This window comes from Lapillicoccus sp. (assembly GCF_046595215.1).
Classification (GTDB): domain Bacteria; phylum Actinomycetota; class Actinomycetes; order Actinomycetales; family Dermatophilaceae; genus Lapillicoccus.
This window is the reverse complement of the sequence record NZ_JBKJPP010000117.1, coordinates 25,484-46,478: the sequence shown is the minus strand read 5'-3', so window position 1 is coordinate 46,478 and position 20,995 is coordinate 25,484. Positions and strand designations below refer to the sequence as shown.

Sequence of the window (20,995 nt, the reverse complement as noted above, 5' to 3'; positions counted from 1 at the left end):
CGCTCCCACCACGGCGGCCGCGGCGACGGAGCCGAGCCACAGGTCGTAGATCCGCTCCGCCTCCTTGGTGACCGGGTCGGGGAACCCGAGGGAGAAGGTGTTCTCGTACGCGTCACGTGCGCTGCAGCCGGAGGCGAGCAGCACGGCGGGCGCCAGCACGGCTGCGAGCCGGGAACGCTGGCGCAGGCGGCTGCGTCGTACCGGTGGAGAGGTGGGGCTCAACCGCTCGGACCTTCCTGACGTGAGGGACATGGGGCCAGAAAGGCCCGTGGAAGGCCCCTGATCCCGCGGCGCCGAGCGTATCCCAGCGTCCGGCAACTCTCCTGCCGGGGCGGGTCGACGTAGCGTTCGGCGTCATGAGCGGTTTCCTGGACACCGCCTCTGGACTGCCGCTGTCCCCGGTCGCTCACGAGGCCCTGGTGGCGGCGCTGCAGGACGGCTGGGCCGACCCCACCAAGCTGTACGGCGCGGCCGGGCGCGCCCGGCGTCTGCTCGAGGGCGCCCGCGAGGCCGTCGCCGACGTCCTCGGCGCCCGCCCCGACGAGGTCAGCTTCACCTCCTCGGGCACGGCCGCCGCCCAGCTGGCGGTCCTGGGCCGGCTGGCCGCCCGGCCTGGTCACGTCCTGCACTCGACCATCGAGCACTCCTGCGTTCTGTCCGCCGTGGCGCACAGCGGCGCCCCCGCCACCGCCGTCGCGGTCGACCGGCTCGGAGGCGCCGACGCCGCGGCGTACGTCCCGCAGCCCCACACGACGCTGGCCTGCCTGATCTCGGCCAGCCACGAGGTCGGGACCCTGCAACCGGTGGAGGCGGTCGCCGAACGGCTCGGCGACGTCCCGCTGCTGGTCGACGCCGCCCAGAGCGTGGGGCGTACGGCGGTCCCTGCCGGCTGGTCGTTGCTGACCGCGAGCGCCCACAAGTGGGGCGGACCCCCCGGCGTCGGGGTCCTTGCTGTCCGGACGGGTGTGCGCTGGCGCTCGCCGCTGCCGGAGGCCGGCCCCTACGCCGTCGGGCTGCCACAGGTGCTGGCCGCGGCGGTCGGCCTGCAGGCGGCGGTCGGACAGGCCGCCGCGGAGGACGCCCGGCTGCGTCCCCTCGTGGCGCGGATCCGCACCGAGGTCCCGCTCACGGTCCCGGACGTCGAGGTCGTCGGGGACCCCGACAGCCGGCTGCCGCACCTGGTGACGCTGTCGTTCCCGTACGCCGACGGAGAGGCGCTCACACGGGCCCTGGACCGGGAGGGCTTCGCGGTCAGCAGCGGCTCGAGCTGCTCGGCCTCGACGCTCGAGCCCAGCCACGTCCTGGCCGCGATGGGGCTGCTCACCCACGGCAACCTGCGGGTCTCGCTGGGGGCCGACACCACCGACGCCGATGTTGATCGCTTCGTTGCCGTGCTGCCCCGGGTGCTGGCGGAGCAGCACGTCTGACGCAGTCGTCTCCCTGGGCAGGACAGGTGCAGTCCACAGCACCGGACTGCTGGTGATGGCGCAGGTCTTGGCGGTGGCAGGCCCCGGTGGGGCTAGTGGTCGGTGCCGATGTGCGTCGAGATGTCGGCGCAGGCAGCCTCGCCGTACGCCTCGGTGAAGCGGCTGAGGAAGTCGGCCTTGGTGAAGGCGTACTCCTGGGTGCCGACCGTCTCCACGACGTGCGTCGCGAGCAGCGCGCCGACCTGGGCGGCGCGCTCCAGCGACAGCCCCCAGGCCGTAGCCGTGAGGAAGCCGGCGCGGAAGGCGTCACCCACACCCGTCGGCTCGGCGATCTGGCGCGCGGGCGCCACGGGCACGGTGATGTCGTCCTCGCCCTTGCGCGAGATGACGATCCCGTCGGCGCCGTGCGTGATGACGCGGACCCCGACCCGGTCCAGCACGTCGTCCGCGCTCCAGCCGGTCTTGTCGTGCACCAGCTCTGCCTCGTAGGCGTTGGTGAACAGGTAGCTCGCGCCCTCGACGAGGCCGCGGATCGAAGCGCCGTCCATGAAGGCCAGCTGCTGCGAGGGGTCGGCGGCGAACGCCACGCCGCGGTCCCGACAGCTCGCCGAGTGGCGCAGCATCGCGCCCGGGTCGTCCGGGGCGATGACCACCAGGTCGAACGCGCCGAGCGCGGCGATGTCGATCTCGGCCGCCTCCGCCATCGCGCCCGGGTAGAACGTCGCGAGCTGGGCCTGGTCGTCGTCGGTGGTGCAGGTGAAGCGGGCCGTCGCCTTGTCCTCGGACAGGCGGACGGCCTGGGTGTCCACGCCGTGCTCCTGCAGCCAGCTCAGGTAGTCGCCGGCGTCCTTGCCGACGGCCCCGACCAGCAGCGGCCGGTGGCCGAGCACACCCATGCCGAAGGCGATGTTGGCGCCGGTGCCCCCGCGCCGTACCTGCAGGTCGCTGGCCAGGAACGACAGCGAGATCTTCGACAGCTGCTCGACCAGCAGCGAGTCGGCGAAACGCCCCTCGAAGGTGAACAGGTGGTCGGTCGCGATGGACCCGGCAACGGCGATGCGCATGGGCGCGAACACTACCGGCGCGTAGGGCTTGGGTACCCGCTGGTAACTGCCTACCGTCACAGGCATGACCACTCACACGCACGTACCGGCCGACGTCGAGGCCGACTCGATCATCGACCTGGTGCATGACTGCCGGGAGATCTCCGGGGTGCTGGGCTCGTTCGTCCCAGCGGCCCGTGTGGCCGACACCCGCGGTGCGGGACCGGTCGACATCAGCGCCCTGACGGCGCTGAGCCTGGCAGGCTACGAGGACTACGACAGCTAGAGCCGCTCCACCAGCAGGCTCGCGCCCTGTCCCACGCCGACGCACATCGTGGCCAGGCCCCGGCGACCCTGCTCGCGCTCGAGCCGACCGAGCAGCGTGACCACCAGCCGCGCGCCGCTGGAGCCCAGCGGGTGGCCGAGGGCGATCGCGCCACCGTCGGCATTGAGCGTCGCCTCGTCCAGCCCGAGGCGCCTGGCACTGGCGATGACCTGCACGGCGAAGGCCTCGTTGAGCTCGACCGCGTCGAGGTCGGCGACCGACCAGCCCACCCGCGCGAGCGCCTTCTCGGTCGCCGGGACCGGCCCGAGACCCATCAGCGACGGCTCGACGCCCGCGGCCGCTGCGGTGACGACCCGCGCGCGGGGCGTCAGGCCGTAGCGGGCCAGCGCGGCCTCGCTCACGACCAGGACGGCTGACGCCCCGTCCGACAGCGGACTGCTCGACCCGGCCGTCACGACACCGTCCTTGGCGAAGGCCGGCTTGAGCGCGGCCAGCCGGTCCATCGTGGTGGCCCGCGGCGTCTCGTCGGCGACGACGTCGCCCTTGGCGGTCGGCACCGCGACGAGCTCAGCGTCAAAAGCGCCGTTCGCGATCGCCTTGGCGGCCCGATCCTGGCTCTGCAGGCCGTACGCGTCGGACTCCTCCCGCGTGATCTTGTCCAGCGCTGCCACCCGCTCGGCGGTCTCGCCCAGCGTGATGGTGTGCTCCGGGTCGTGGCGGGAGTTGACGAACCGCCACCCCAACGCGGTGTCGAAGACGTCACCGGGCTTGGCCCACGGCGTGCCGGGCTTGGCCATCACCCACGGCGCCCGGGTCATCGACTCGACCCCACCGGCCACCACGACGTCGGCCTCACCTGCCTTGACCGCCAGCGCGGCGTTGGCGATCGCCGTCAGCCCCGAGGCGCACAGCCGGTTGACGGTGTAGGCCGCAACCGTCACCGGCAGCCCCGCCAGCAGCGCCGCCATCCGAGCGACGTTGCGGTTGTCGTCGCCGGCCTGGTTGGCCGCACCGAGCACCACCTCGTCGACGACGGCCGGGTCCAGCCCGGCCCGGCGGACGACCTCCCCCACGACCAGTGCCGCCAGGTCGTCGGCACGCACGCCCGACAGCGCCCCGCCGTAGCGGCCGACAGGGGTCCGGACTCCACCAACGAGATACGCCTCAGCCATGCTGGGACCCTAACCCCAGGGAGCCCACGTGAAGGTCGTCGCCGTCTACACCAGCAAGGGCGGGGTCGGGAAGACCTCGGCCGCCGTCAACCTGGCCTGGCTGGCCGCCGCCGACCACCGCACGCTGCTGTGGGACCTGGACCCGCAGGCCGCCGCCACGTGGCTGCTCGGCGTCAAGGAGAAGGTGAAGGGCGGCGCAGGTCGGCTCGTCCAGGGCAAGAGCGATGCCGCCGACCTCGTCCGCCACACCGGCCGAGCGGGGCTCGACGTGCTGCCCGCTGATGCGTCCTACCGCGACCTGGAGCTGGCGCTCGACGACACCAAGGACCCCACCCGCCGCATCGGCAAGGTGCTCGAGGGCGTCCGCAAGGCGTACGACGTCGTGGTCCTGGACTGCCCGCCCAGCTCGTCGCTCGTGACCGACGGGGTGCTGCGCGCCGCCGACCTGCTGCTGGTGCCGCTGATCCCGAGCCCGCTGTCGCTGCGCACCTTCGACCAGCTCAAGGCCCAGCTCGCCGAGACACCCGGCAAAGGCCCGACGGTCGTGCCGTTCTTCTCGATGGTCGACCGGCGCAAGACCCTGCACCTGACGACCGTGGCGTCCATCAGCGGCGCCGTCGCCGTACCGTCCGCCTCGGTCGTCGAGCAGATGGCTGTCCGCAGGGCGCCCGTCGTGGCGTCCGCGCCGGCCTCACCGGCGGCGATGGCGTACGCCGAGCTGTGGCGGGCGACGCGCGCGCTGCTGTAGGGAACGCCGACGGCGCCGGTCCCCTCGTGGGGCCGGCGCCGTCGGAGCTGCTAGTGGAAGGACTCGCCGCAGGCGCAGGACCCGCCCGCGTTGGGGTTGTCGATGGTGAAGCCCTGCTTCTCGATCGTGTCGGCGAAGTCGACCGTGGCGCCGCCGAGGTAGGGGGCACTCATCCGGTCGACGACGACCTCGACACCGCCGAAGTCGCGCACCAGGTCACCGTCGAGCGAGCGCTCGTCGAAGTAGAGCTGGTAGATCAGGCCGGAGCACCCGCCCGGCTGCACGCCGACGCGCAGTCGCAGGTCGTCGCGGCCTTCCTGCTCCAGGAGGCTCTTGACCTTGGCTGCTGCCACGTCCGTGAGCTCGATGCCGTGGGTCTCGGTCTCGGCCTTGGGGGCTTCGGTCTGGGTCTGGTCCTGAACGCTCATAGGTATCGTCCTTTGGCTTGCGAGTGAGGCTGTGACGTGCAGTGGGGCTGTGACTTTTCGGTGGGGCTGTGCGTAGGCGTCAACCCCGGTCGCGGGGGATCTGTTCCCCTCACCCGATCAGGGTACGCCGTCCCTCAGCCGGCGGGGGACCAGGTGGCGGCCACCCGCGCCACCCGCGCGCCCAGGGTGGCGACCGGGTCAGCGAGCGCGGCGGCCACCTGCGGGGGGCGCTCCGCCACGGCATACGTGCCCGAGAGTCCTGCGGCCATGGTCTCGCGGCGCCCGACCGAGACCTGTCCGGCGACAACGATCGACGGGACACCGCTCTCCAGGGCCAGCTGCGCCACCCCCGCCACGACCCGGTCGTGCAGGCTCTGCCAGTCAAAGGTCCCCTCTCCGGTCACGACGAGGTCCGCGCCCTCGATCGCCTCGCGCAGCCCCACGGCTTCACTCACGACGTCGACACCGCTGCGGCGGCGGCCGCCGAGAACGAGCAGCGCGTGTCCCAGTCCCCCGCCGGCTCCTGCTCCGGGCTCCTTGTCGAGGCGCCGCGGTCTGGTTGTCAGCAGGTCGGCGCGCTCGGGACGTACCCGCCGGACGAGGTCGGCGAAGTGGCCCAGTGCGGACTCGAGGTCCTGGGCCTGGCGTGCAGTTGCGCCACGGCCCTCCGCATCGACCGCGCTGGTGCCCTGCAGCCCCAGCAGCGGCAGGGCGTGGGCGGTGGCGAGGACCAGCTCGATGTCGCGGAACCGGTCGACGGCGGCATCGAGCCTGTCGAGGTCGCCGGTGGTGAGGTCGGCGAGCGCGAGGCCACCCCGGGCGAGTCGCCCCCGGCTGCCGACGCCGAAGGCCGCGAGCAGCCCGGCCCCGGCGTCATGGGTGGCAACGGCGCCCACGCCGACGACGATCCGGCGGGCGCCCGCCTCCAGGGCGGTGGCGAGCAGCTCCCCCACCCCCACGGAGGTCGTGCGGGTGGGGTCCCGCTCGTCGCCGGTGAGCAGCTGGGGGCCGCAGGCCTGCCCGGCGTCGAGGTATGCCGTGAGCACCCCACCGCGGTCCGCCACGAGGACCGCCGCGGGCACCGGCCGACCCAGCGGGTCGGACACGGTCGCGGCGAGGGTCTCGCCGCCAACGCTCGGGGCGAGGACGTCGAGGAAACCCATGCCGCCGTCGGACATCGGCAGGAGCACGAGCTCGTCGCGGGGGGCGCGCCGGCGCCATCCGGCAGCCATCGCCTCGGCCGCCTCGGGCGCGGTGAGGGTCCCGGCGAACCGGTCGGGGGCGAGGATGACGCGCACGACGTCATCGTCTCAGGCCGACGACGGCCGCAGGAGCCCACCGGCATACGATCGAGCAGTGAGCACCCCTGTCGACAGCGGCACGCACCCCCGGCCCTCCCTCATGCCCCTGCTGGTCCTCGGCCAGGGGCGCGACCTCGCCTCCGAGCGCGGGGTGGAGTGCCCGGGCGACCTGCCCGCGCCGTCCGATCCCGACCTGGTGGCGCGCGCCCGGGCCGCGAAGGCGACGCTGGGCCAGCAGGTCTTCGTCCTCGGCCACCACTACCAGCGCGACGAGGTCATCGAGTTCGCGGACGTGACCGGCGACAGCTTCAAGCTGGCGCAGCAGGCCGCCGCGCGACCGGACGCGCCGTGGATCGTGTTCTGCGGTGTGCACTTCATGGCCGAGTCCGCCGACATCCTCACCGGGGACGCACAGACGGTGATCCTGCCCGACCTCGCCGCCGGCTGCTCGATGGCCGACATGGCCGCGATCGCGCAGGTCGACGACGCGTGGGACGACCTGGTCGACGCCGGCATCGCCGATGCCGTCATCCCCGTGACCTACATGAACTCCTCGGCCGCGATCAAGGCCTTCACCGGCCGGCACGGCGGCACGATCTGCACCTCGTCCAACGCCGCGACCGCGCTGGAGTGGGCGTTCGGGCAGACCGGCGGGGTCGGGGGCACGGGCAAGGTCCTCTTCCTGCCCGACCAGCACCTCGGCCGCAACACCGCCGTCCGCGACCTGGGGCTCTCGCTGGAGGAGTGCGTCGTCTTCGACCCCCACCGGCCGCACGGCGGGCTGACCCGCGAGCAGCTGCAGGCTGCCCGGATGATCCTGTGGCGCGGCCACTGCTCGGTCCACGGCCGGTTCTCCGTCGAGGCCGTCGAGCAGGCCCGGCGCGACATCCCGGGCGTCAAGGTCATCGTCCACCCGGAGTGCCAGTACGAGGTGTGCGAGGCCGCCGACGAGATCGGCTCGACCGAGCGGATCATCCAGACGATCGCGGCCGCCCCGGACGGCACGTCCTGGGTCGTCGGCACCGAGCTCAACCTGGTGCAGCGCCTCTCGCAGATGTTCCCGGCGCAGCAGATCGCCTTCCTCGAACGATCGGTCTGCTACTGCTCGACGATGAACCGCATCGACCTCCCGCACCTGGTGTGGACGCTGGAGTCGCTCGTCGAGGGGCGGGTCGTCAACGCCATCAAGGTCGACCCTGACGTCGCGCACTGGGCCCGCGTCGCCCTTGACCAGATGCTGGCCCTGCCCGGTGTGACCTCCAAGGACTGACGACCGTCCTGTTACCGCAAGGAAACTCGTGGACCGCATCGCCGTCGTCTCCGACGTGCACGGCAACCTCACGGCATACGAGGCAGTGCTCGCCGACATCGACGCACGCGGGATCACCCGCATCCTCAACCTCGGCGACTTCATCGGCAAGGGCCCACGGGGAGCCGACGTCATCGAGCTGTCCCGGGACCGCTGCGAGGTGAACGTCCGGGGCAACTGGGACGACTTCATCCCCGGAGATCCCGCGAGCCTCTCGGAGTCCTCGCGCTGGTGGCGTGACGAGCTCAAGCCCGAACAGCTGCCGTGGCTCGCCACCCTGCCGCTCAGCCACGACCTGCTCATGAGCGGGCGCTGGGTGCGCCTCTTCCACGCGTCGGCGTCCAGCGTGCACACCCGGGTCCGCCACTCGCACACCAGCGCCGAGTTCGACGGGATGTTCGCCAACACGGACCTCACCGGTGACGGGCCACGCCCGACGGTCGTCGGCTACGGCGACATCCACGACACCTACCTCGAGGTGCGCGACGGGCGCACCCTCTTCAACGTCGGCAGCGTCGGCAACGCCCTCGACGAGCCCACCGCCGCCTACGTCGTCCTCGAGGGCGTCGTCGGGTCGCAGGCGCCAGCGCCGTTCGGGATCGGCTTCGTGCGGGTGCCCTACGACGTCGAGGCGGAGATCGCGGTGGCCACCGAACGCGGCATGCCCGAGCTGGAGGAGTATGCCGTGGAGCTGCGCGACGGCCTCTACCGCGGCGTCTGGCGCGGTGTCGGTCGCGATATCGGTCGCGGCGTCCAGAGGCCCGCGGCGGCGGACGACTGACCGCCGAAGCCGGTCACTCCGGGTCGGCGGTCATCGTGAAGCCCTGGGCCCGCAGCCGGTCCACGAGCGCCCCACCCATTGCCACGGCAGGGGTGAGCACTCCCCCGCCGTGCGGCTCACCCTCGTGCTGCTCGCCCTCGTCGAAGGCGAGGCAGAGCGCCGACTCCCCGAGCATCACTGCGGTGGCGGCGTAGCCCGGGTCGCCGCGGGCCGCGACGACGGCGACGTAGCGGCGCCCGGTGTCGGTCACCGTGCGCACCTCCATCCGGAACCGGCCGTTGGCGCGGGCCTGCTCGTCCGGCCCCTGACCCGGGGCCGGGGCGACCCGGTCGGCGAGCGGCCGGGTCAGCGGGTTGGACATCGCCGCCATCGCCACACCGAGCCCCACCGTGACCGCCAGCGCGGTCGCGCGAGCCCTGAGGTCGGTGCCGAACCCCATCGCCTCGCGGTAGCGGAACCTTGGGCCGTAGGCGTGAGCGAGCAGCGCGTTGCTGCGCCGCACGATCCGGGTGTTGAAGGGGGCCATGACGAACGGCGCGGTCCACTGCCCGGTCAGGTCGTCGCGGGAGGGCCGGACGACGTCGCCCTCGGCAGAGTCGTCGCCCTCCGCGCTCCGGTCGGGGCTGAGGGCAAAGGGGTCGAGGACGGTCCGGCGCCTCGACGGGTCCGCGTCGAGCGCCTCGAGCTGGGCACGCATCGAGTCGACCGTGCCGCCGCTGACCCCACCGCGCATCCGGGTGACGAGCAGGGTCGTGTCGCCGAGGCCGCCCGCGCCGTCGGCCTGCGCCTGTCGGTGCAGCATGAGCACGCCGAGGTCGGAGGGGACGGAGTCGAACCCGCACGCGGTGACGAGGCGGGCGCCGGTGCGGGTCGCGGTCTCGTGGCAGGCGTCGATGACGTCACGCACGTAGAGGACCTCACCGGTCAGGTCGGCGTAGTGGGTGCCGGCCTCGGCGCAGGCCGTCGCGAGCGGGAGCCCGTAGCGCGCATACGGCCCCACGGTGGTCGCGATGACCCTGGTCGAGCGAGCGAGCGCCCCGAGCTCGTCGGGGTCGGCGGCGTCGGCGACGACCACCGGCCAGTCACGTGCCGTCCCGGTCAGCGACTCACGCAGCCGCTCGAGGCGCTCCCGGGACCGTCCGCCCAGGGCGATCCGAGCGCCGTCGGGGGCGTGGGCGGCGAGGTGGTCGACCAGCAGCCGGCCGACGAAACCGGTCGCGCCGTAGACGACGATGTCGTGCTCGCGCCGGGGTGGGTTGGTGCGGGAGGCCATCAGGTGAACCTCAGCGGGGCATCGCGCCGAGGCGGGCAAGGAGCAGGGCCTCGGCCTGGCAGACCTTCTCGAACTCGCCGAGGTGCAGCGACTCGTTGGCCCCGTGGGCCCGGGCGTCCGGGTCCTCGACACCGGTGACGAGGATCCCCGCGTCGGGGAACTTCTCGGCGAACCGTGCCACGAACGGGATCGACCCACCCACCCCGATGTCGACCGGCTCGACGCCCCACGCGTCGGCGAACGCGGCGCGGGCCTGGTCGTAGACCGGACCGTCCGCGTCGGCTGCGAACCCCGGCCCCTCGTCGTCCAGGGTGACCTCGAGCCTGGCCCCCCACGCGACGTGCTGGTGCAGGTGGGTGGTCAGCAGCGCGTAGGCCTCGCTGGGGTCCTCGTCGGGGGCGATCCGCATGGAGACCTTCGCCGACGCCGTCGGCACGAGGGTGTTGGACGCCGTCTCGACGCTCGGCGCGTTGATGCCGATGGTCGTGATCGACGGCTTGTTCCACATCCGGGTCAGCAGCGAGTCGGAGCCAATCACCGAGACGCCGTCGAGCAGCCCCGACTCGGCGCGCAGCCGCTCCTCGGAGTAGTCGAGGTCGGAGGCCTGCCCCGACTTCAGCCCCTGCACGGTGACGTTGCCGTCCTCGTCGTGCAGTGTCGCGAGGAGGCGGACCAGGACGGTGACGGCGTCGGGGACGGCGCCGCCGAACATCCCCGAGTGGATGCCGTGGTCGAGCGTCGACACGGTGGCGATGACCCGGATCATGCCGCGCAGCGTCGTCGTGAGGGCCGGCTCCCCGATGTCCCAGTTGCCGGAGTCGGCCAGCACGATCGCGTCGGCACGCAGCCGCTCGCCGTGCGTCTCGAGGATGGTCAGGAGCGACTCGCTGCCGATCTCCTCCTCGCCCTCGACGAAGATCGTCACGCCGACGGGAAGCGCACCGTGGTGGGCCCGCAGGGCGGCGACGTGGGCCATCACCCCGGCCTTGTCGTCGGCGGCCCCACGCCCGTAGAGCCGCCCGTCGCGCTCGGTCGGCTCGAACGGCGGGGAGTCCCAGTCAACGGCGTCGCCGGGGGGCTGCACGTCGTGGTGGGCGTAGAGCGTCACCGTCGGTGAGCCCTCGGGTCCGGCGAGGTGGCCGATGACCGCCGGGCGACCACCCTCGCGGACGATCTCGACGTCGAGGCCCTCGGCACGCAGCAGATGCGCCACCGCGTTCGCACTGTCCTCGACGTGCTGTTGGTCGAAGCTGTCGAGCGAGACGCTCGGGATGCGGGTCAGGGCCTCGAGGTCGGCGCGCACCTGGGGCATCAACCCCGTCACGCGCTCCTTGATGGCGGTGATCTGGTCTCGGGTCAGCACGTCGTCGGTCACGGCGGCGACTCTACCGATGCGGGCAAACCCGGCGGCACGGCATACCCTTGCGCCTGTGTTCTGGAGCAAGAAGAAGTCCCTCGACCAAGGCCACCCTGCCGCGGCGTCCTCGGACGCGAGGCCGGGCGCCAAGAACCGGCCGACCCCCCGGCGTCGCGACCAGGAGGCCGCCAACAAGCGCCCGCTGGTCGTCGCCGACCGCAAGGCCGCCCGTGGCACCGACAAGGTACGCCGCAAGGAGGCCCTGGCCAGGCAGCGCGAGGCCATGGTGACCGGCGACGACGCCCACCTGCCGGCGCGCGACAAGGGCCCGGAGCGCCGTTACCTGCGCGACTACGTCGATGCCCGCTGGAGCGTCGGCGAGATCATGCTCCCGGTCATGCTCCTGGTCCTGCTGCTCTCGCTCGTCAGGACGACGTGGGCGCTCACGACGGTCTTCGTCCTCGTCTACGGGCTGATCATCGTCGCCGTCATCGACGCCGTGCTGATGTGGCGCCGCGTCAAGGCCAAGATCGCCGCCAAGTTCGGCCCGACGAAGGTGCCCGCGGGTGGAGCCATGTATGCCGTGATGCGCGCCTTCCAGATCCGGCCCACCCGGATGCCCAAGCCCCAGGTCAAGCGCGGCAGCTTCCCCGCCTGAGTTCCCACGCCCGGGTCTTCCCCACCTGGGTTCACCGAGCTGACGCGTGCGTCCCCTCCGTCGGGCACGGTGGCCCTCTCGGGCGCTGTGGCTCCTCTGTCGCGTGCTGTGCGTTGGTGCGACAGGGTGTCTCAGGTCCCGCACGCAGGCGCCATCACCGGAGAGCGTCGTGCTGAGCGGTCTGTCGAGACACGTGTCGCTTCAACGCATAGGACCCGCCGTGGCGGGCGCTCCGGCCCCCCAGGCGGATGCTCCTGAGAAGGTCAGCCGCCGAGGTCGGCGAACGCCAACGGCCTGCGGGTGAGCGCGTAGGTCGCGAAATAGAGCTTCTGCACCGGGCCGTCGTCGCTGGGGACCAGCTCGAGGACCTCCCCGCGTTCGCGCCCCTCGACCGCCCGGAAGGTCGTGGCCGACTCCCGAGTGAACCGCGTCTCGTCGTTGGCCGACCCGGCCGGCACCCGCATCCACAGCTCACCGGAGCGGATCTCGAGGACGACCTCCTCGCCCTCGCTCCACCACGGTCCCAGCAGCTCCTCCAGGTCCGGGTGGCGCTGCTCCGGGACCCACGCCCTCGCCACGGTCGGGGCGTCGTCGAGGACGGCATCGAGCAGGTCGGCCGCCAACGTGACGCTCAGCGCCCGGGACGTGCTGTTGGCGAAGGCGATGACACCCACCCTGTCGGGTCGACGGACGCGAAGCCCGGTCAGGAAGCCGGGCATCGCTCCCCCGTGGCCGACGTGGATGCGTTCGCCGCGGCGGGCCATCCCGAACCCGAGCCCGTAGGCGCCGGTCCACCCGTCGGGGTCGACCATGACGAGGGGCCGGCACATCTCGTCGAGCGAGTCCTTGGCGAGGACAGCCGGGTCGGGCTCGGCGACGAACGCGGCATACCGGGCCATGTCGGCGACCGTGGACCAGAGACCGCCGAACGGCGCCGTGGCCCTGAGGACGAGGACCGGCTCCTCGGTCGCCGTCCCCGCGAAGGGGTCGACCTGATAGCCGACGGCGCGGTCGGCAGCGGGGGCGAGCCCGGTGCGCGTCATGCCGAGCGGCTCGAGGATCCGTGTCGTGACCGCGCTCTCCCAGTTGGCGCCGAGCCGTTCGACGACCTGGCCCAGGAGGGCGTATGCGAGGTTGGAGTAGTGGAAGACGAAGTGTGGCGGCAGGACCTGGTCGGCCTGCTCGAGCCCGGTCAGGAACGCGTCCGTGTCCGGCGCCGAAAGGCTCTCCCAGAGGTGACCGACCGGCTCGCGAGCCAGCCCGGACGAGTGGGCCAGGAGCTGACGGACGGTGACGGCAGCGTGCCTCGTGTCGGGCAGCCAGGTGCCGATCGGGTCGTCGAGGCTGAGCCGTCCGGCATCGCGCAGCTGCATGATCAGCACGGCGGTGAACGTCTTGGTGATCGATCCGATCATGAACTGGGTGTCGTCGTCGGCCGGTGTCACCGGGTCGAGTCGGGCTGCGCCGACGTGGTGCGACCAGACCAGCTGGCCGCCGAGGACGACGCCCACCGAGAGGCCGGGCGTGCGCCACGACCGTTGCGCCTCAACCACCCTCGCCTCGAGGGTGCGCCGCAGTCGCGTGGACAGTTCAGTGGCAGGGGTGCTCACTCCGCCGGCTGGAGGCTCATCGGGCCGTAGACCTGGGAGTCGCCCTCCTTGAGGTTGACCGCGTCGACACCGGAGTCGAGCAGCGTGCGCCACTCCTCCCCCAGCCACGACTCCGCCTCGCTCTGCGTGGGGAAGGCCGACGAACCGAGGTCGGTGTCCAGCACGGCGCCCTGCGCGTCCAGCAGCTCCCACGTCCATTCTTGGCTCATGTCCGCACTCTACCGGGGGTGGCGGGAGGCGGCTTTGACAGCGCCGACCCGGTCGTGGGACCGTCGGCTCACCGTTAGTCGACGTGCAGGGAAAGCCGGTGCAAGTCCGGCGCTGTCCCGCAACCGTGAACCCCCTCGGGGGCAAGTCGGAAGGCCTGTCGCCGATTCCGGCTCCACCATTCACGTCCGTCGCGGAAAGCGGACCGGAGTCAGAGCTCCCGGGTCTCCCGGGAAGCCTCCCACCCGGCCGTGAGGAGGCTTTCTCATGACCACAGCACCCCCCCACCATCCGCATGCCCAGCGCGTGAGACTGACCGTGCTCGCTGCCGTTGCGGCCGTGGCGGCCCTCGTCCTGCCGGCGCAGGCTGCCCACGCCGCGAACTACCAGTACTGGGGTTACTACAAGGTCGCCGGCGGCGCCTGGACCTTCTCCGACGTCGGCCCCGACAAGTCGACCCCCGCCGACGGGGCCACCGAGGGCTGGCGCTTCGCCGTCGACGACGGCACCGGCACGACCCCGCGCCTGCCCCGCGCGCTGCCGACCTTTGCCGCCGTCTGCGACGCGACGCCCGCCGAGACCGGCAAGAAGCGGGTCGCCGTCGTCATCGACCCCGGCCGCACCGCGGACGGCGACGGGACCACGCCCCCGCCGAAGCCGGTCGCGAAGTGCGCGTCCGTCGCGTCGGCCGCCACCGGCGCCGAGGTCATTGCCGCCGTCTCGCAGGTCCGCGCCGGGTCCGGCGGGTTGGTCTGCGCGCTGGGCGGCTATCCCACCAGCGGCTGTGGCGCGGAGGTCGCGACCCTGACCGACGCGCAGAAGGCCGCCGACACCCCGGTGACCATCGCCACCCCCACCCCGTCGGCGAGCGCCGCCCCGGGCCCGTCCGCGGCGGCGGCCCCCGCCACCGCGCCCGCGGCGTCGGCGTCGTCCGGGTTCCCGGGCGGCGTCGTGGTCGGACTCGTCGCCGTCCTCCTCGTGGTGGCAGCCCTCGTGTGGGGCGCGCTGCGCCGGCGTCGGACCGCGGCCTGAGACACCGACGCCGCCGTATGCCGTTTCCCTCACCGCCAGCCACCGGCCACCGGATGCTCCACCCGGTGGCCTGGTGGCTGTGGGGAATCGGACTGGCCACGGCAGCCGCCCACACGACGAACCCGATCCTGCTCGTCCTCGTGATCGTCGTGGCCGGATGGGTCGTCACCGAGCGGCGGGAGGTCGGGGCCAGCAACGCCTTCGTCCCGTTCCTCGTCCTCGGCCTGGTCGCGATCGGTGTCCGCGTGGTCCTCACCGCGGTGCTGGGCAACGGGATCCAGGGGCGCATCGTCCTGGTCCGGCTGCCCCAGGTGCCGCTGCCCGAGTGGGCGGCGGGGGTCCGGCTCGGCGGCCCGGTCACGCTGGAGTCCCTCGTCGCGTCGGCCGTCGACGGGCTGAGGCTCGCTGCCACGCTCGCCTGCCTGGGCGCGGCCAACGCGCTCGCGAGTCCGAAGCGGCTGCTGCGCTATGTGCCCGCCACGCTCTACGACATCGGCACGGCCGTCGTCGTCGCCCTCACCTACGCCCCGCAGATGGTGGTTCACGCCGGGCGGGTCCGTGCGGCGCGCCGGCTGCGCGGGCACTCGGGCCGGGGGCTGCTCGAGCTCGGCCGGCTCGCCGCCCCGGTGCTCGAGGGATCGCTCGAGCGGTCCCTCGAGCTGGCCGCCTCGATGGAGTCCCGTGGCTACGGCCGTGCGCCGGTCCGGTCGGCGCGGGGGCGGCGCCTCGCCAGCGGGCTCACCCTGCTCGGGCTGATGGGCGTCGTCGCCGGGCTCTACGGCGTGCTCGACGGATCGGTCACGGGGGCGCTCGGGATGCCGTTGCTCCTCGCCGGCGCCCTCGTCACCGCGCTGACCCTCGTCGTCGGCACCCGAGGGGACAGCCGGTCGAGCTACCGACGCGACCCCTGGTCCTGGTCCGAGTGGCTCGTCGTCGCGCTCGGCGTCGTGCCGGCAGCCGCGCTGCTCTGGGCGCAGGCCCACGGGTGGGTCGGCGTCACCGTCGACCAGGTGCCGCTCACGGTGCCCGCCCTGCCCGTCACCCTGGTTCTCGCTCTCGTCGTGCCCGGCCTGGCTGCCGTACTCACGCCGGTGCCGCCGAGGTTGGCCGCCCTCAGGGCGCCCGACCGGGTTCCGCCCCGGCCCAGGGGGGCCATGCCGTGATCGAGCTCGAGGACATGCCGTGATCGAGTTCGCGGACGTCGGGGTCCTGCACGACCACGCCGTCGGTGCTCGCCCAGCGCTGACCGGCGTGACCTTCACCGTCGAGGAGGGGGAGCTCGTCCTCGTCGTCGGCCCCACCGGGAGCGGCAAGTCGACCCTGTTGCGCTGCATCAACGGCCTCGTCCCCCACTTCTCCGGCGGCACCCTGTCCGGCCGCGTCCGGGTTGCTGGCCGCGACACCCGTGACCACCGGCCACGCGACCTGGCGGACGTGGTCGGATTCGTCGGCCAGGACCCGCTGGCGTCGTTCGTCACCGACTCGGTCGAGGACGAGCTCGCCTACGGCATGGAGACCCTCGGCGTCGAGCCGGCCGCCATGCGGCGGCGGGTCGAGGAGACCCTGGACCTGCTCGGTCTGGCCGACGTGCGCGACCGCTCGCTCACCGAGCTGTCCGGCGGACAGCAGCAACGTGTCGCCATCGGTGCGGTGCTGGCGGCCGGACCGCGCGTGCTCGTCCTCGACGAACCGACCTCTGCCCTCGACCCCGTGGCGGCCGAGGACGTCCTCGCGGCGCTGCACCGACTCGTGCACGACCTCGGCATCACCGTCGTCCTCGCCGAGCACCGGCTCGAGCGGGTCATCCACCACGCCGACCGGGTGCTCGTCGTCGAGGACGGACGGGTCGCGCCGCTGACCGACCCCGCCGATGCGATGTCGCGCTCCGTCGTCCACCCGCCGGTGATCGAGCTCGGTCGCCGGATGGGGTGGAGCCCGCTCCCGCTGTCGATCCGCGACGCCCGGCGCCGGGCCGTGGACCTGCGCGGTCGGCTGAGCGGCACGCCCCCGCCGACGTCGCCACCGACGGCCCCGGCAGCAGCGCCAGGCCCGCTCGCGGCCTCGGTGCGGGGGGTCACCGTGCGACGGGGCGTGTCGACGGCACTGCGCAACACCACCCTCGAGGTCCACCGGGGCTCGGTCGTGGCGGTCATGGGTCGCAACGGCGCGGGCAAGTCGACGCTGCTCGCCGCCCTCGTCGGCCAGCTCAAGCCCTCGTCCGGGACGGTGCGGGTCGGGGGGCTTGATCCCGCGGGCACGCCGCCGTCGCGCCTCGTGGCTGCCGTGGGGTTGGTCCCCCAGGATCCCGGTCTGCTCCTCTACGACGACACGGTGGCCGGGGAGTGCGCGAGCGCCGACGCCGACTTCGGGCTGACGGCAGGCACGACCGCGGCCCTGCTGCGCCGCATCGGCGGCGACCTCGAGCCCGACGCCCACCCCCGCGACCTCTCCGAGGGCCAGCGCCTGTGCCTGGCCCTCAGCGTGATCCTCGGCGGAGCGCCCTCCCTCGTCCTGCTCGACGAGCCGACCCGCGGTCTTGACTACCCCGCCAAGGCGCGGCTCGTCGAGGTGCTTCACGAGCTCGCGCGCGACGGCCACGCGGTCGTGCTCGCGACGCACGACGTGGAGCTCGCCGCCGACGTCGCCGACCGGGTCGTCGTCCTGGCGGACGGTGACGTCGTCGCCGACGGACCCGTGCGTGCGGTGCTGTCCGGGTCACCGGCCTTCGCACCCCAGGTGGCCAAGATCCTCCACCCCCTGCCCTACCTCACCGTCGCGGACGTCGTCACCGGGCTCGGGGCCGCGTCATGAGGTGCCTGTCATGAGGTTCCGACCCCCCGCCGTGCTCGCCCTGGCCCTGGTGACCGTCGTCGGGCTGGTCGCCTTCGGCTGGCCGTTTCTCGCCGACCCGACGATCGGTGAGGAGCACGGCCACGACGCCCCGTGGTTGTTCGCGGTGCTCCTCGGGCTCCTGGCGCTCGTCCTGCTCGCCGAGATGACGGCATACGGGTTCGATGCCAAGGCGGTGGCCGTGCTCGGCGTCCTCGCGGCCATGGGCGGCGCGTTGCGCGTCCTGTCGGCGGGGACCGCGGGGCTGGAGCCGATGTTCTTCCTCATCCTGCTCGGCGGCCGGGCGCTCGGCGCGAGCAAGGGGTTCCTGCTCGGCGCGCTGGCCCTGCTCACCGGGGCGTTCCTCACCGGCGGCGTGGGGCCATGGGTGCCGTTCCAGATGTTCGCCGCCGGGTGGGTCGCCCTCGGCGCGGCCCTGCTGCCGCGGCTCGGCGGGTGGGCCGAACGCCTGCTGCTCGCCGGCTACGGCGCCGTGGCGGGGCTGGCCTACGGCGCGGTGATGAACCTCTGGTTCTGGCCGTTCCTCGACGTCGCGAGCGCCCCGACGGGGGCCGGCTTCGTGCCCGGCGACCCGGTCTCGGCCAACCTGCGCCACTACGCGGTGTTCTACCTCGCCACGTCCCTCGGCTACGACCTGCCGAGGGCCCTCCTCACCGCGACCCTGGTCCTACTGGTGGGGGGCCGGGTGCTGGCGACACTGCGCCGCGCCGTCCGCCGTGCCAACTTCGACGCGGCGCCGGAGTTCGCTCCCAACCCGACCGGGTCGCCGGCTACTCGCGGACCTGGACCTGAACGAACGGGGGCCTGACGACGGTCGCGGCGACCTGGCGGCCCCGGACGTCGATGACGACCTCGTCGCCCAGGCCCACGGTCGGGGCGAGCAGCGCCAGCGCGATGCCCTGCTTCCTCGTCGGCGAGAACGTCCCCGAGGTGACCTCACCGACGACCTCGCCGTCGACGAGGACGGCGCAGTGGGCGCGCGGGATGCCGCGGCCCCTGACGAGCAGACCCCACGAGAGCCGCCGCGGACCGGCCGCCTTCTCGGCGACCAGGGCGTCGCGACCCCAGAACGCCTCCTTCTTCCAGCCGACGGCCCAGCCGGCCCGGGCCTGGACCGGGGAGATGTCGAGCGAGAGGTCCTGGCCGTGCAGGGGATAGCCCATCTCGGTGCGCAACGTGTCGCGAGCGCCGAGCCCGCACGGCATACCCCCGAGGGGTTTCATCGCCTCGACGAGGGCGTCCCAGAGAGCCGTCGCGTCGTCCCACCGCGGGACCAGCTCGTAGCCGCGCTCCCCCGTGTAACCCGTCCGGCAGACGATCACGTCGTGGCCGGGCGCCCCGAACTGTGCCTGCACGAAGGACATGTAGTCGTGCCCGGTCGGCAGACCCAGCGACTCGAGCACCTCGTCGGAGCGCGGTCCCTGCACGGCGATGACGCCGTAGGACTCGTGGCGGTCCTCCACCGAGATGCCCTCTGGCGCAACGGCCTTCACCCGACGCACGATCTCGGCCGTGTTGGCGGCATTGGGGATGAGGAAGATGTCGTCCTCGGCCAGGACGTACTGGATGAGGTCGTCGACGACGCCACCGGACGCGTCGCAGCAGAGGGTGTACTGCGCCTGACCCGGGGCGATGCGACCCAGGTCGTTGGTGAAGCAGGAGTTGACGAGGTCGAACGCCCCGGCGCCGCGCACCGTCGCCTTGCCGAGGTGGCTGACGTCGAAGAGCCCGACCCGCTCACGGACCGCGGTGTGCTCGGCGACGACGCCGCCGCCGGGGTACTCGATGGGCATGTCCCACCCACCGAAGTCGGCCATCTTCGCGCCGAGGGCGACGTGGCGTTCATGCAGGGGTGAGGTCCTCGCGCCGGTGCTCATGCGACCAACGCTAGCGCCAGCGGTCACCTCCTGCGGACCGGTGGATATGCTCGAAACGCCGGTCCCACCTCAGATCCCCCACCCGAAGGACACCATCCTCGTGCCCCTGACCACCCCGACCCTCACCGTCTCAGACCGAGCCGCGGCGACCGCCAACGTCGACGTCCTCGTCGTCTGCGTCAGCCGCAGCGGCCCCGCTCCCGCCCTCGCCGCCAGTCATGGACTCCCCCGCGAGGCGGTGGCCCAGCTCGAGGCGACCATCACCGGACTCGGGGTCAAGGGCGCCCCCGACGAGCTCGTGTCCGTCGCCGGTGTCCCCGGTGTGCGAGCCGCCAGGGTGGTCCTCGTCGGGCTCGGCGACCGGGCCGGCTCCGACCTCGGGCCGGAGCAGCTGCGTCGTGCGGTCGGCTCGGCTGTGCGCAGCCTCACGTCCGTCAAGAAGGCTGCGGTCTGCGTGCCGGCTGGGTCGGTCGCGCTGGTCGCCGCTGCCGCCGAGGGCGCGGCGCTCGGTGGGTATGCCGTCACCGGGCCCCGTGGGGTCGGCTCGGCTGCCGTACCGGTCCAGTCCGTCACGCTGCTCACCACGGGCGCTCGCGACGCCGCGGTCCGCCGGGCTGTCAAGCGGGCCACGACGATCGGTGTCGCGACGGCATGGTGCCGCGACCTCGTCAACGCCCCGCCGAACCTGCTCTACCCCGAGACGTTCGTCGAGCAGGTCCGTGACCGGGCCAAGGGCTCCGGTGTCCGGGTGCGGGTGCTCGACGAGAGCGCCCTGGCCAGGGGCGGCTTCGGGGGCATCGTCGGTGTCGGGCAGGGGTCCGCGCGGCCGCCCCGGCTGGCGACACTGACCTACGCCCCAGCGGGCGCGAAGGCCTCGATCGCGTTGGTGGGCAAGGGCATCACCTTCGACTCGGGTGGTCTGTGCCTCAAGCCTCCGGCCTCGATGCTGACGATGAAGTCCGACATGGCCGGCGCTGCCGCCGTCGCCGCGGGCGTCCTCGCGGTGGCCGAGCTGCGCCTGCCCGTCGCCGTCACTGGCTACCTCGCGTTGGCCGAGAACATGCCGGGCAGCAACGCCCAGCGCCCGGGGGACGTCGTGACGATGCGCGGGGGCCGCACCGTCGAGATCATCGACACCGACGCCGAGGGCCGGATGGTCCTCGGCGATGCGCTGGCCCTCGCCAGCGAGAAGTACCCCGACGCCATCGTCGACATCGCGACCCTGACCGGCGCCCAGGTCCTGTCGCTCGGCCACCGGATCGCGGCAGTCATGGCCAACGACGAGGACCTGCGCGGCGCCCTGCAGAGCGCGGCCGACAGTGCCGGCGAGCAGCTGTGGCCGATGCCGCTGCCGGAGGAGATGCGCCCCAACCTCGACTCCCAGGTCGCGGACCTCTCCCACAAGGGCGACCGGATGGGGGGCATGCTCACTGCCGGGCTGTTCCTGCGCGAGTTCGTCGGGTCGCAGCGCGGGGACGCCGACACGCCGATCCCGTGGGCGCACCTCGACATCGCCGGCCCGTCGTACAACGACGCGGGTGCCTACGGGTACACCCCCAAGGGCGGCACCGGCTACGGCGTGCGCACCATGCTCAGCCTCGTCGAGGGCTACGCCCGCGCCTGAGTCGCCCTCACG

Annotated in this window: 20 protein-coding genes, 1 pseudogene and 1 riboswitch; of the genes and pseudogenes, 11 read left to right on the top strand and 10 right to left on the bottom strand. The window is 73.1% G+C overall.

Features of this window, described 5'->3' with window-relative positions:
• Positions 1-222, bottom strand: a pseudogene (locus ACLL9L_RS09635) (hypothetical protein); the annotation flags it as partial.
• Positions 223-356: 134 nt separating this feature from the next.
• Here ACLL9L_RS09635 and ACLL9L_RS09630 point away from each other — a divergent pair.
• Positions 357-1,427, top strand: a complete 1,071-nt coding sequence (locus tag ACLL9L_RS09630; protein ID WP_411284431.1) for a cysteine desulfurase family protein — start codon at positions 357-359, stop codon at positions 1,425-1,427.
• Positions 1,428-1,519: 92 nt separating this feature from the next.
• On the opposite strand, the gene ACLL9L_RS09625 is transcribed toward ACLL9L_RS09630, so the two are convergent.
• A complete protein-coding gene (locus ACLL9L_RS09625; RefSeq protein ID WP_411284430.1) occupies positions 1,520-2,491 on the bottom strand; it encodes a carbohydrate kinase family protein in 972 nt (323 codons plus the stop codon).
• A 64-nt stretch (positions 2,492-2,555) separates the two neighbouring features.
• Between ACLL9L_RS09625 and ACLL9L_RS09620 the strand changes: the two genes are divergently transcribed.
• Entirely contained in the window at positions 2,556-2,756 is a 201-nt protein-coding gene (locus ACLL9L_RS09620; RefSeq protein ID WP_411284429.1) for a hypothetical protein, read from the top strand.
• On the opposite strand, the gene ACLL9L_RS09615 is transcribed toward ACLL9L_RS09620, so the two are convergent.
• Positions 2,753-3,928: a thiolase family protein gene (locus ACLL9L_RS09615; protein WP_411284428.1), complete on the bottom strand. Its 1,176-nt coding sequence runs from the start codon at positions 3,926-3,928 to the stop codon at positions 2,753-2,755. The two genes, ACLL9L_RS09620 and ACLL9L_RS09615, sit on opposite strands and share 4 nt — an antisense overlap.
• A gap of 28 nt (positions 3,929-3,956) precedes the next feature.
• Here ACLL9L_RS09615 and ACLL9L_RS09610 point away from each other — a divergent pair, with 28 nt between their 5' ends.
• The gene (locus ACLL9L_RS09610; RefSeq protein ID WP_411284427.1) at positions 3,957-4,676 is read left to right on the top strand and encodes a ParA family protein; all 720 of its coding nucleotides are present in this window, start codon (positions 3,957-3,959) and stop codon (positions 4,674-4,676) included.
• Between the two features lie 50 nt (positions 4,677-4,726).
• On the opposite strand, the gene ACLL9L_RS09605 is transcribed toward ACLL9L_RS09610, so the two are convergent.
• Complete coding sequence (locus ACLL9L_RS09605) at positions 4,727-5,104, bottom strand: HesB/IscA family protein (protein ID WP_411284426.1); 378 nt, start codon at positions 5,102-5,104, stop codon at positions 4,727-4,729.
• Positions 5,105-5,238: 134 nt separating this feature from the next.
• Positions 5,239-6,402, bottom strand: coding sequence for a glycerate kinase (locus tag ACLL9L_RS09600; RefSeq protein WP_411284425.1), 1,164 nt, complete (start codon positions 6,400-6,402; stop codon positions 5,239-5,241).
• Positions 6,403-6,505: 103 nt separating this feature from the next.
• Between ACLL9L_RS09600 and nadA the strand changes: the two genes are divergently transcribed.
• Together nadA and ACLL9L_RS09590 are read left to right on the top strand one after the other, a co-directional pair.
• Positions 6,506-7,675, top strand: coding sequence for a quinolinate synthase NadA (gene nadA / locus ACLL9L_RS09595; RefSeq protein WP_411284433.1), 1,170 nt, complete (start codon positions 6,506-6,508; stop codon positions 7,673-7,675).
• 28 nt (positions 7,676-7,703) lie between these two features.
• The gene (locus tag ACLL9L_RS09590; protein WP_411284424.1) at positions 7,704-8,495 is read left to right on the top strand and encodes a metallophosphoesterase family protein; all 792 of its coding nucleotides are present in this window, start codon (positions 7,704-7,706) and stop codon (positions 8,493-8,495) included.
• 13 nt (positions 8,496-8,508) lie between these two features.
• Here the strand turns inward: ACLL9L_RS09590 and ACLL9L_RS09585 are convergent, their stop codons facing one another.
• Both ACLL9L_RS09585 and ACLL9L_RS09580 read right to left on the bottom strand, forming a co-directional pair.
• Positions 8,509-9,768 (bottom strand): saccharopine dehydrogenase family protein, encoded by a 1,260-nt coding sequence (locus tag ACLL9L_RS09585; RefSeq protein WP_411284423.1) that lies wholly within the window; start codon positions 9,766-9,768, stop codon positions 8,509-8,511.
• 10 nt (positions 9,769-9,778) lie between these two features.
• The gene (locus ACLL9L_RS09580) at positions 9,779-11,143 is read right to left on the bottom strand and encodes a dipeptidase (protein ID WP_411284422.1); all 1,365 of its coding nucleotides are present in this window, start codon (positions 11,141-11,143) and stop codon (positions 9,779-9,781) included.
• A gap of 55 nt (positions 11,144-11,198) precedes the next feature.
• Between ACLL9L_RS09580 and ACLL9L_RS09575 the strand changes: the two genes are divergently transcribed.
• The gene (locus ACLL9L_RS09575; RefSeq protein ID WP_411284421.1) at positions 11,199-11,783 is read left to right on the top strand and encodes a DUF3043 domain-containing protein; all 585 of its coding nucleotides are present in this window, start codon (positions 11,199-11,201) and stop codon (positions 11,781-11,783) included.
• Between the two features lie 263 nt (positions 11,784-12,046).
• On the opposite strand, the gene ACLL9L_RS09570 is transcribed toward ACLL9L_RS09575, so the two are convergent.
• Positions 12,047-13,393: a serine hydrolase domain-containing protein gene (locus tag ACLL9L_RS09570; protein ID WP_411284420.1), complete on the bottom strand. Its 1,347-nt coding sequence runs from the start codon at positions 13,391-13,393 to the stop codon at positions 12,047-12,049.
• Positions 13,390-13,602, bottom strand: a complete 213-nt coding sequence (locus tag ACLL9L_RS09565; protein WP_411284419.1) for a hypothetical protein — start codon at positions 13,600-13,602, stop codon at positions 13,390-13,392. Before ACLL9L_RS09565 ends, ACLL9L_RS09570 begins: the two co-directional genes overlap by 4 nt.
• 47 nt (positions 13,603-13,649) lie before the next feature.
• Positions 13,650-13,780: riboswitch (cobalamin riboswitch) on the top strand.
• A gap of 87 nt (positions 13,781-13,867) precedes the next feature.
• On the opposite strand from ACLL9L_RS09565, the gene ACLL9L_RS09560 reads away from it, so the two are divergent.
• The 4 genes from ACLL9L_RS09560 to ACLL9L_RS09545 are packed head-to-tail and all read left to right on the top strand — an operon-like array spanning position 13,868 to position 18,290.
• The gene (locus ACLL9L_RS09560; RefSeq protein ID WP_411284418.1) at positions 13,868-14,632 is read left to right on the top strand and encodes an SCO2322 family protein; all 765 of its coding nucleotides are present in this window, start codon (positions 13,868-13,870) and stop codon (positions 14,630-14,632) included.
• 53 nt (positions 14,633-14,685) lie between these two features.
• Positions 14,686-15,795, top strand: a complete 1,110-nt coding sequence (locus ACLL9L_RS09555) for an energy-coupling factor transporter transmembrane component T (protein WP_411284417.1) — start codon at positions 14,686-14,688, stop codon at positions 15,793-15,795.
• A 19-nt stretch (positions 15,796-15,814) separates the two neighbouring features.
• Positions 15,815-17,443, top strand: a complete 1,629-nt coding sequence (locus tag ACLL9L_RS09550; protein ID WP_411284416.1) for an ABC transporter ATP-binding protein — start codon at positions 15,815-15,817, stop codon at positions 17,441-17,443.
• A gap of 10 nt (positions 17,444-17,453) precedes the next feature.
• Positions 17,454-18,290 carry an ECF transporter S component gene (locus ACLL9L_RS09545; protein WP_411284415.1) on the top strand — a complete coding sequence of 279 codons (837 nt, stop codon included), beginning with the start codon at positions 17,454-17,456 and terminating at the stop codon, positions 18,288-18,290.
• Here the strand turns inward: ACLL9L_RS09545 and gcvT are convergent.
• On the bottom strand, positions 18,253-19,359 hold the full coding sequence (gene gcvT, locus ACLL9L_RS09540) for a glycine cleavage system aminomethyltransferase GcvT (RefSeq protein ID WP_411284414.1): 1,107 nt from the start codon (positions 19,357-19,359) through the stop codon (positions 18,253-18,255). The two genes, ACLL9L_RS09545 and gcvT, sit on opposite strands and share 38 nt — an antisense overlap.
• Positions 19,360-19,459: 100 nt before the next feature.
• Between gcvT and ACLL9L_RS09535 the strand changes: the two genes are divergently transcribed.
• Positions 19,460-20,983: a leucyl aminopeptidase gene (locus ACLL9L_RS09535; RefSeq protein ID WP_411284413.1), complete on the top strand. Its 1,524-nt coding sequence runs from the start codon at positions 19,460-19,462 to the stop codon at positions 20,981-20,983.
• Positions 20,984-20,995: the final 12 nt, after the last annotated feature.

Bases quoted from the DNA above. Each gene is read 5' to 3' on its own strand.
- gcvT (WP_411284414.1), bottom strand. From the start codon at position 19,359: ATGAGCACCGGCGCGAGGACCTCACCCCTGCATGAACGCCACGTCGCC.
- ACLL9L_RS09545 (WP_411284415.1), top strand. From the start codon at position 17,454: ATGAGGTTCCGACCCCCCGCCGTGCTCGCCCTGGCCCTGGTGACCGTC.
- ACLL9L_RS09605 (WP_411284426.1), bottom strand. From the start codon at position 5,104: ATGAGCGTTCAGGACCAGACCCAGACCGAAGCCCCCAAGGCCGAGACC.
- ACLL9L_RS09555 (WP_411284417.1), top strand. From the start codon at position 14,686: ATGCTCCACCCGGTGGCCTGGTGGCTGTGGGGAATCGGACTGGCCACG.
- ACLL9L_RS09630 (WP_411284431.1), top strand. From the start codon at position 357: ATGAGCGGTTTCCTGGACACCGCCTCTGGACTGCCGCTGTCCCCGGTC.
- ACLL9L_RS09560 (WP_411284418.1), top strand. From the start codon at position 13,868: ATGACCACAGCACCCCCCCACCATCCGCATGCCCAGCGCGTGAGACTG.
- ACLL9L_RS09565 (WP_411284419.1), bottom strand. From the start codon at position 13,602: ATGAGCCAAGAATGGACGTGGGAGCTGCTGGACGCGCAGGGCGCCGTG.
- ACLL9L_RS09620 (WP_411284429.1), top strand. From the start codon at position 2,556: ATGACCACTCACACGCACGTACCGGCCGACGTCGAGGCCGACTCGATC.
- nadA (WP_411284433.1), top strand. From the start codon at position 6,506: ATGCCCCTGCTGGTCCTCGGCCAGGGGCGCGACCTCGCCTCCGAGCGC.
- ACLL9L_RS09625 (WP_411284430.1), bottom strand. From the start codon at position 2,491: ATGCGCATCGCCGTTGCCGGGTCCATCGCGACCGACCACCTGTTCACC.
- ACLL9L_RS09615 (WP_411284428.1), bottom strand. From the start codon at position 3,928: ATGGCTGAGGCGTATCTCGTTGGTGGAGTCCGGACCCCTGTCGGCCGC.
- ACLL9L_RS09585 (WP_411284423.1), bottom strand. From the start codon at position 9,768: ATGGCCTCCCGCACCAACCCACCCCGGCGCGAGCACGACATCGTCGTC.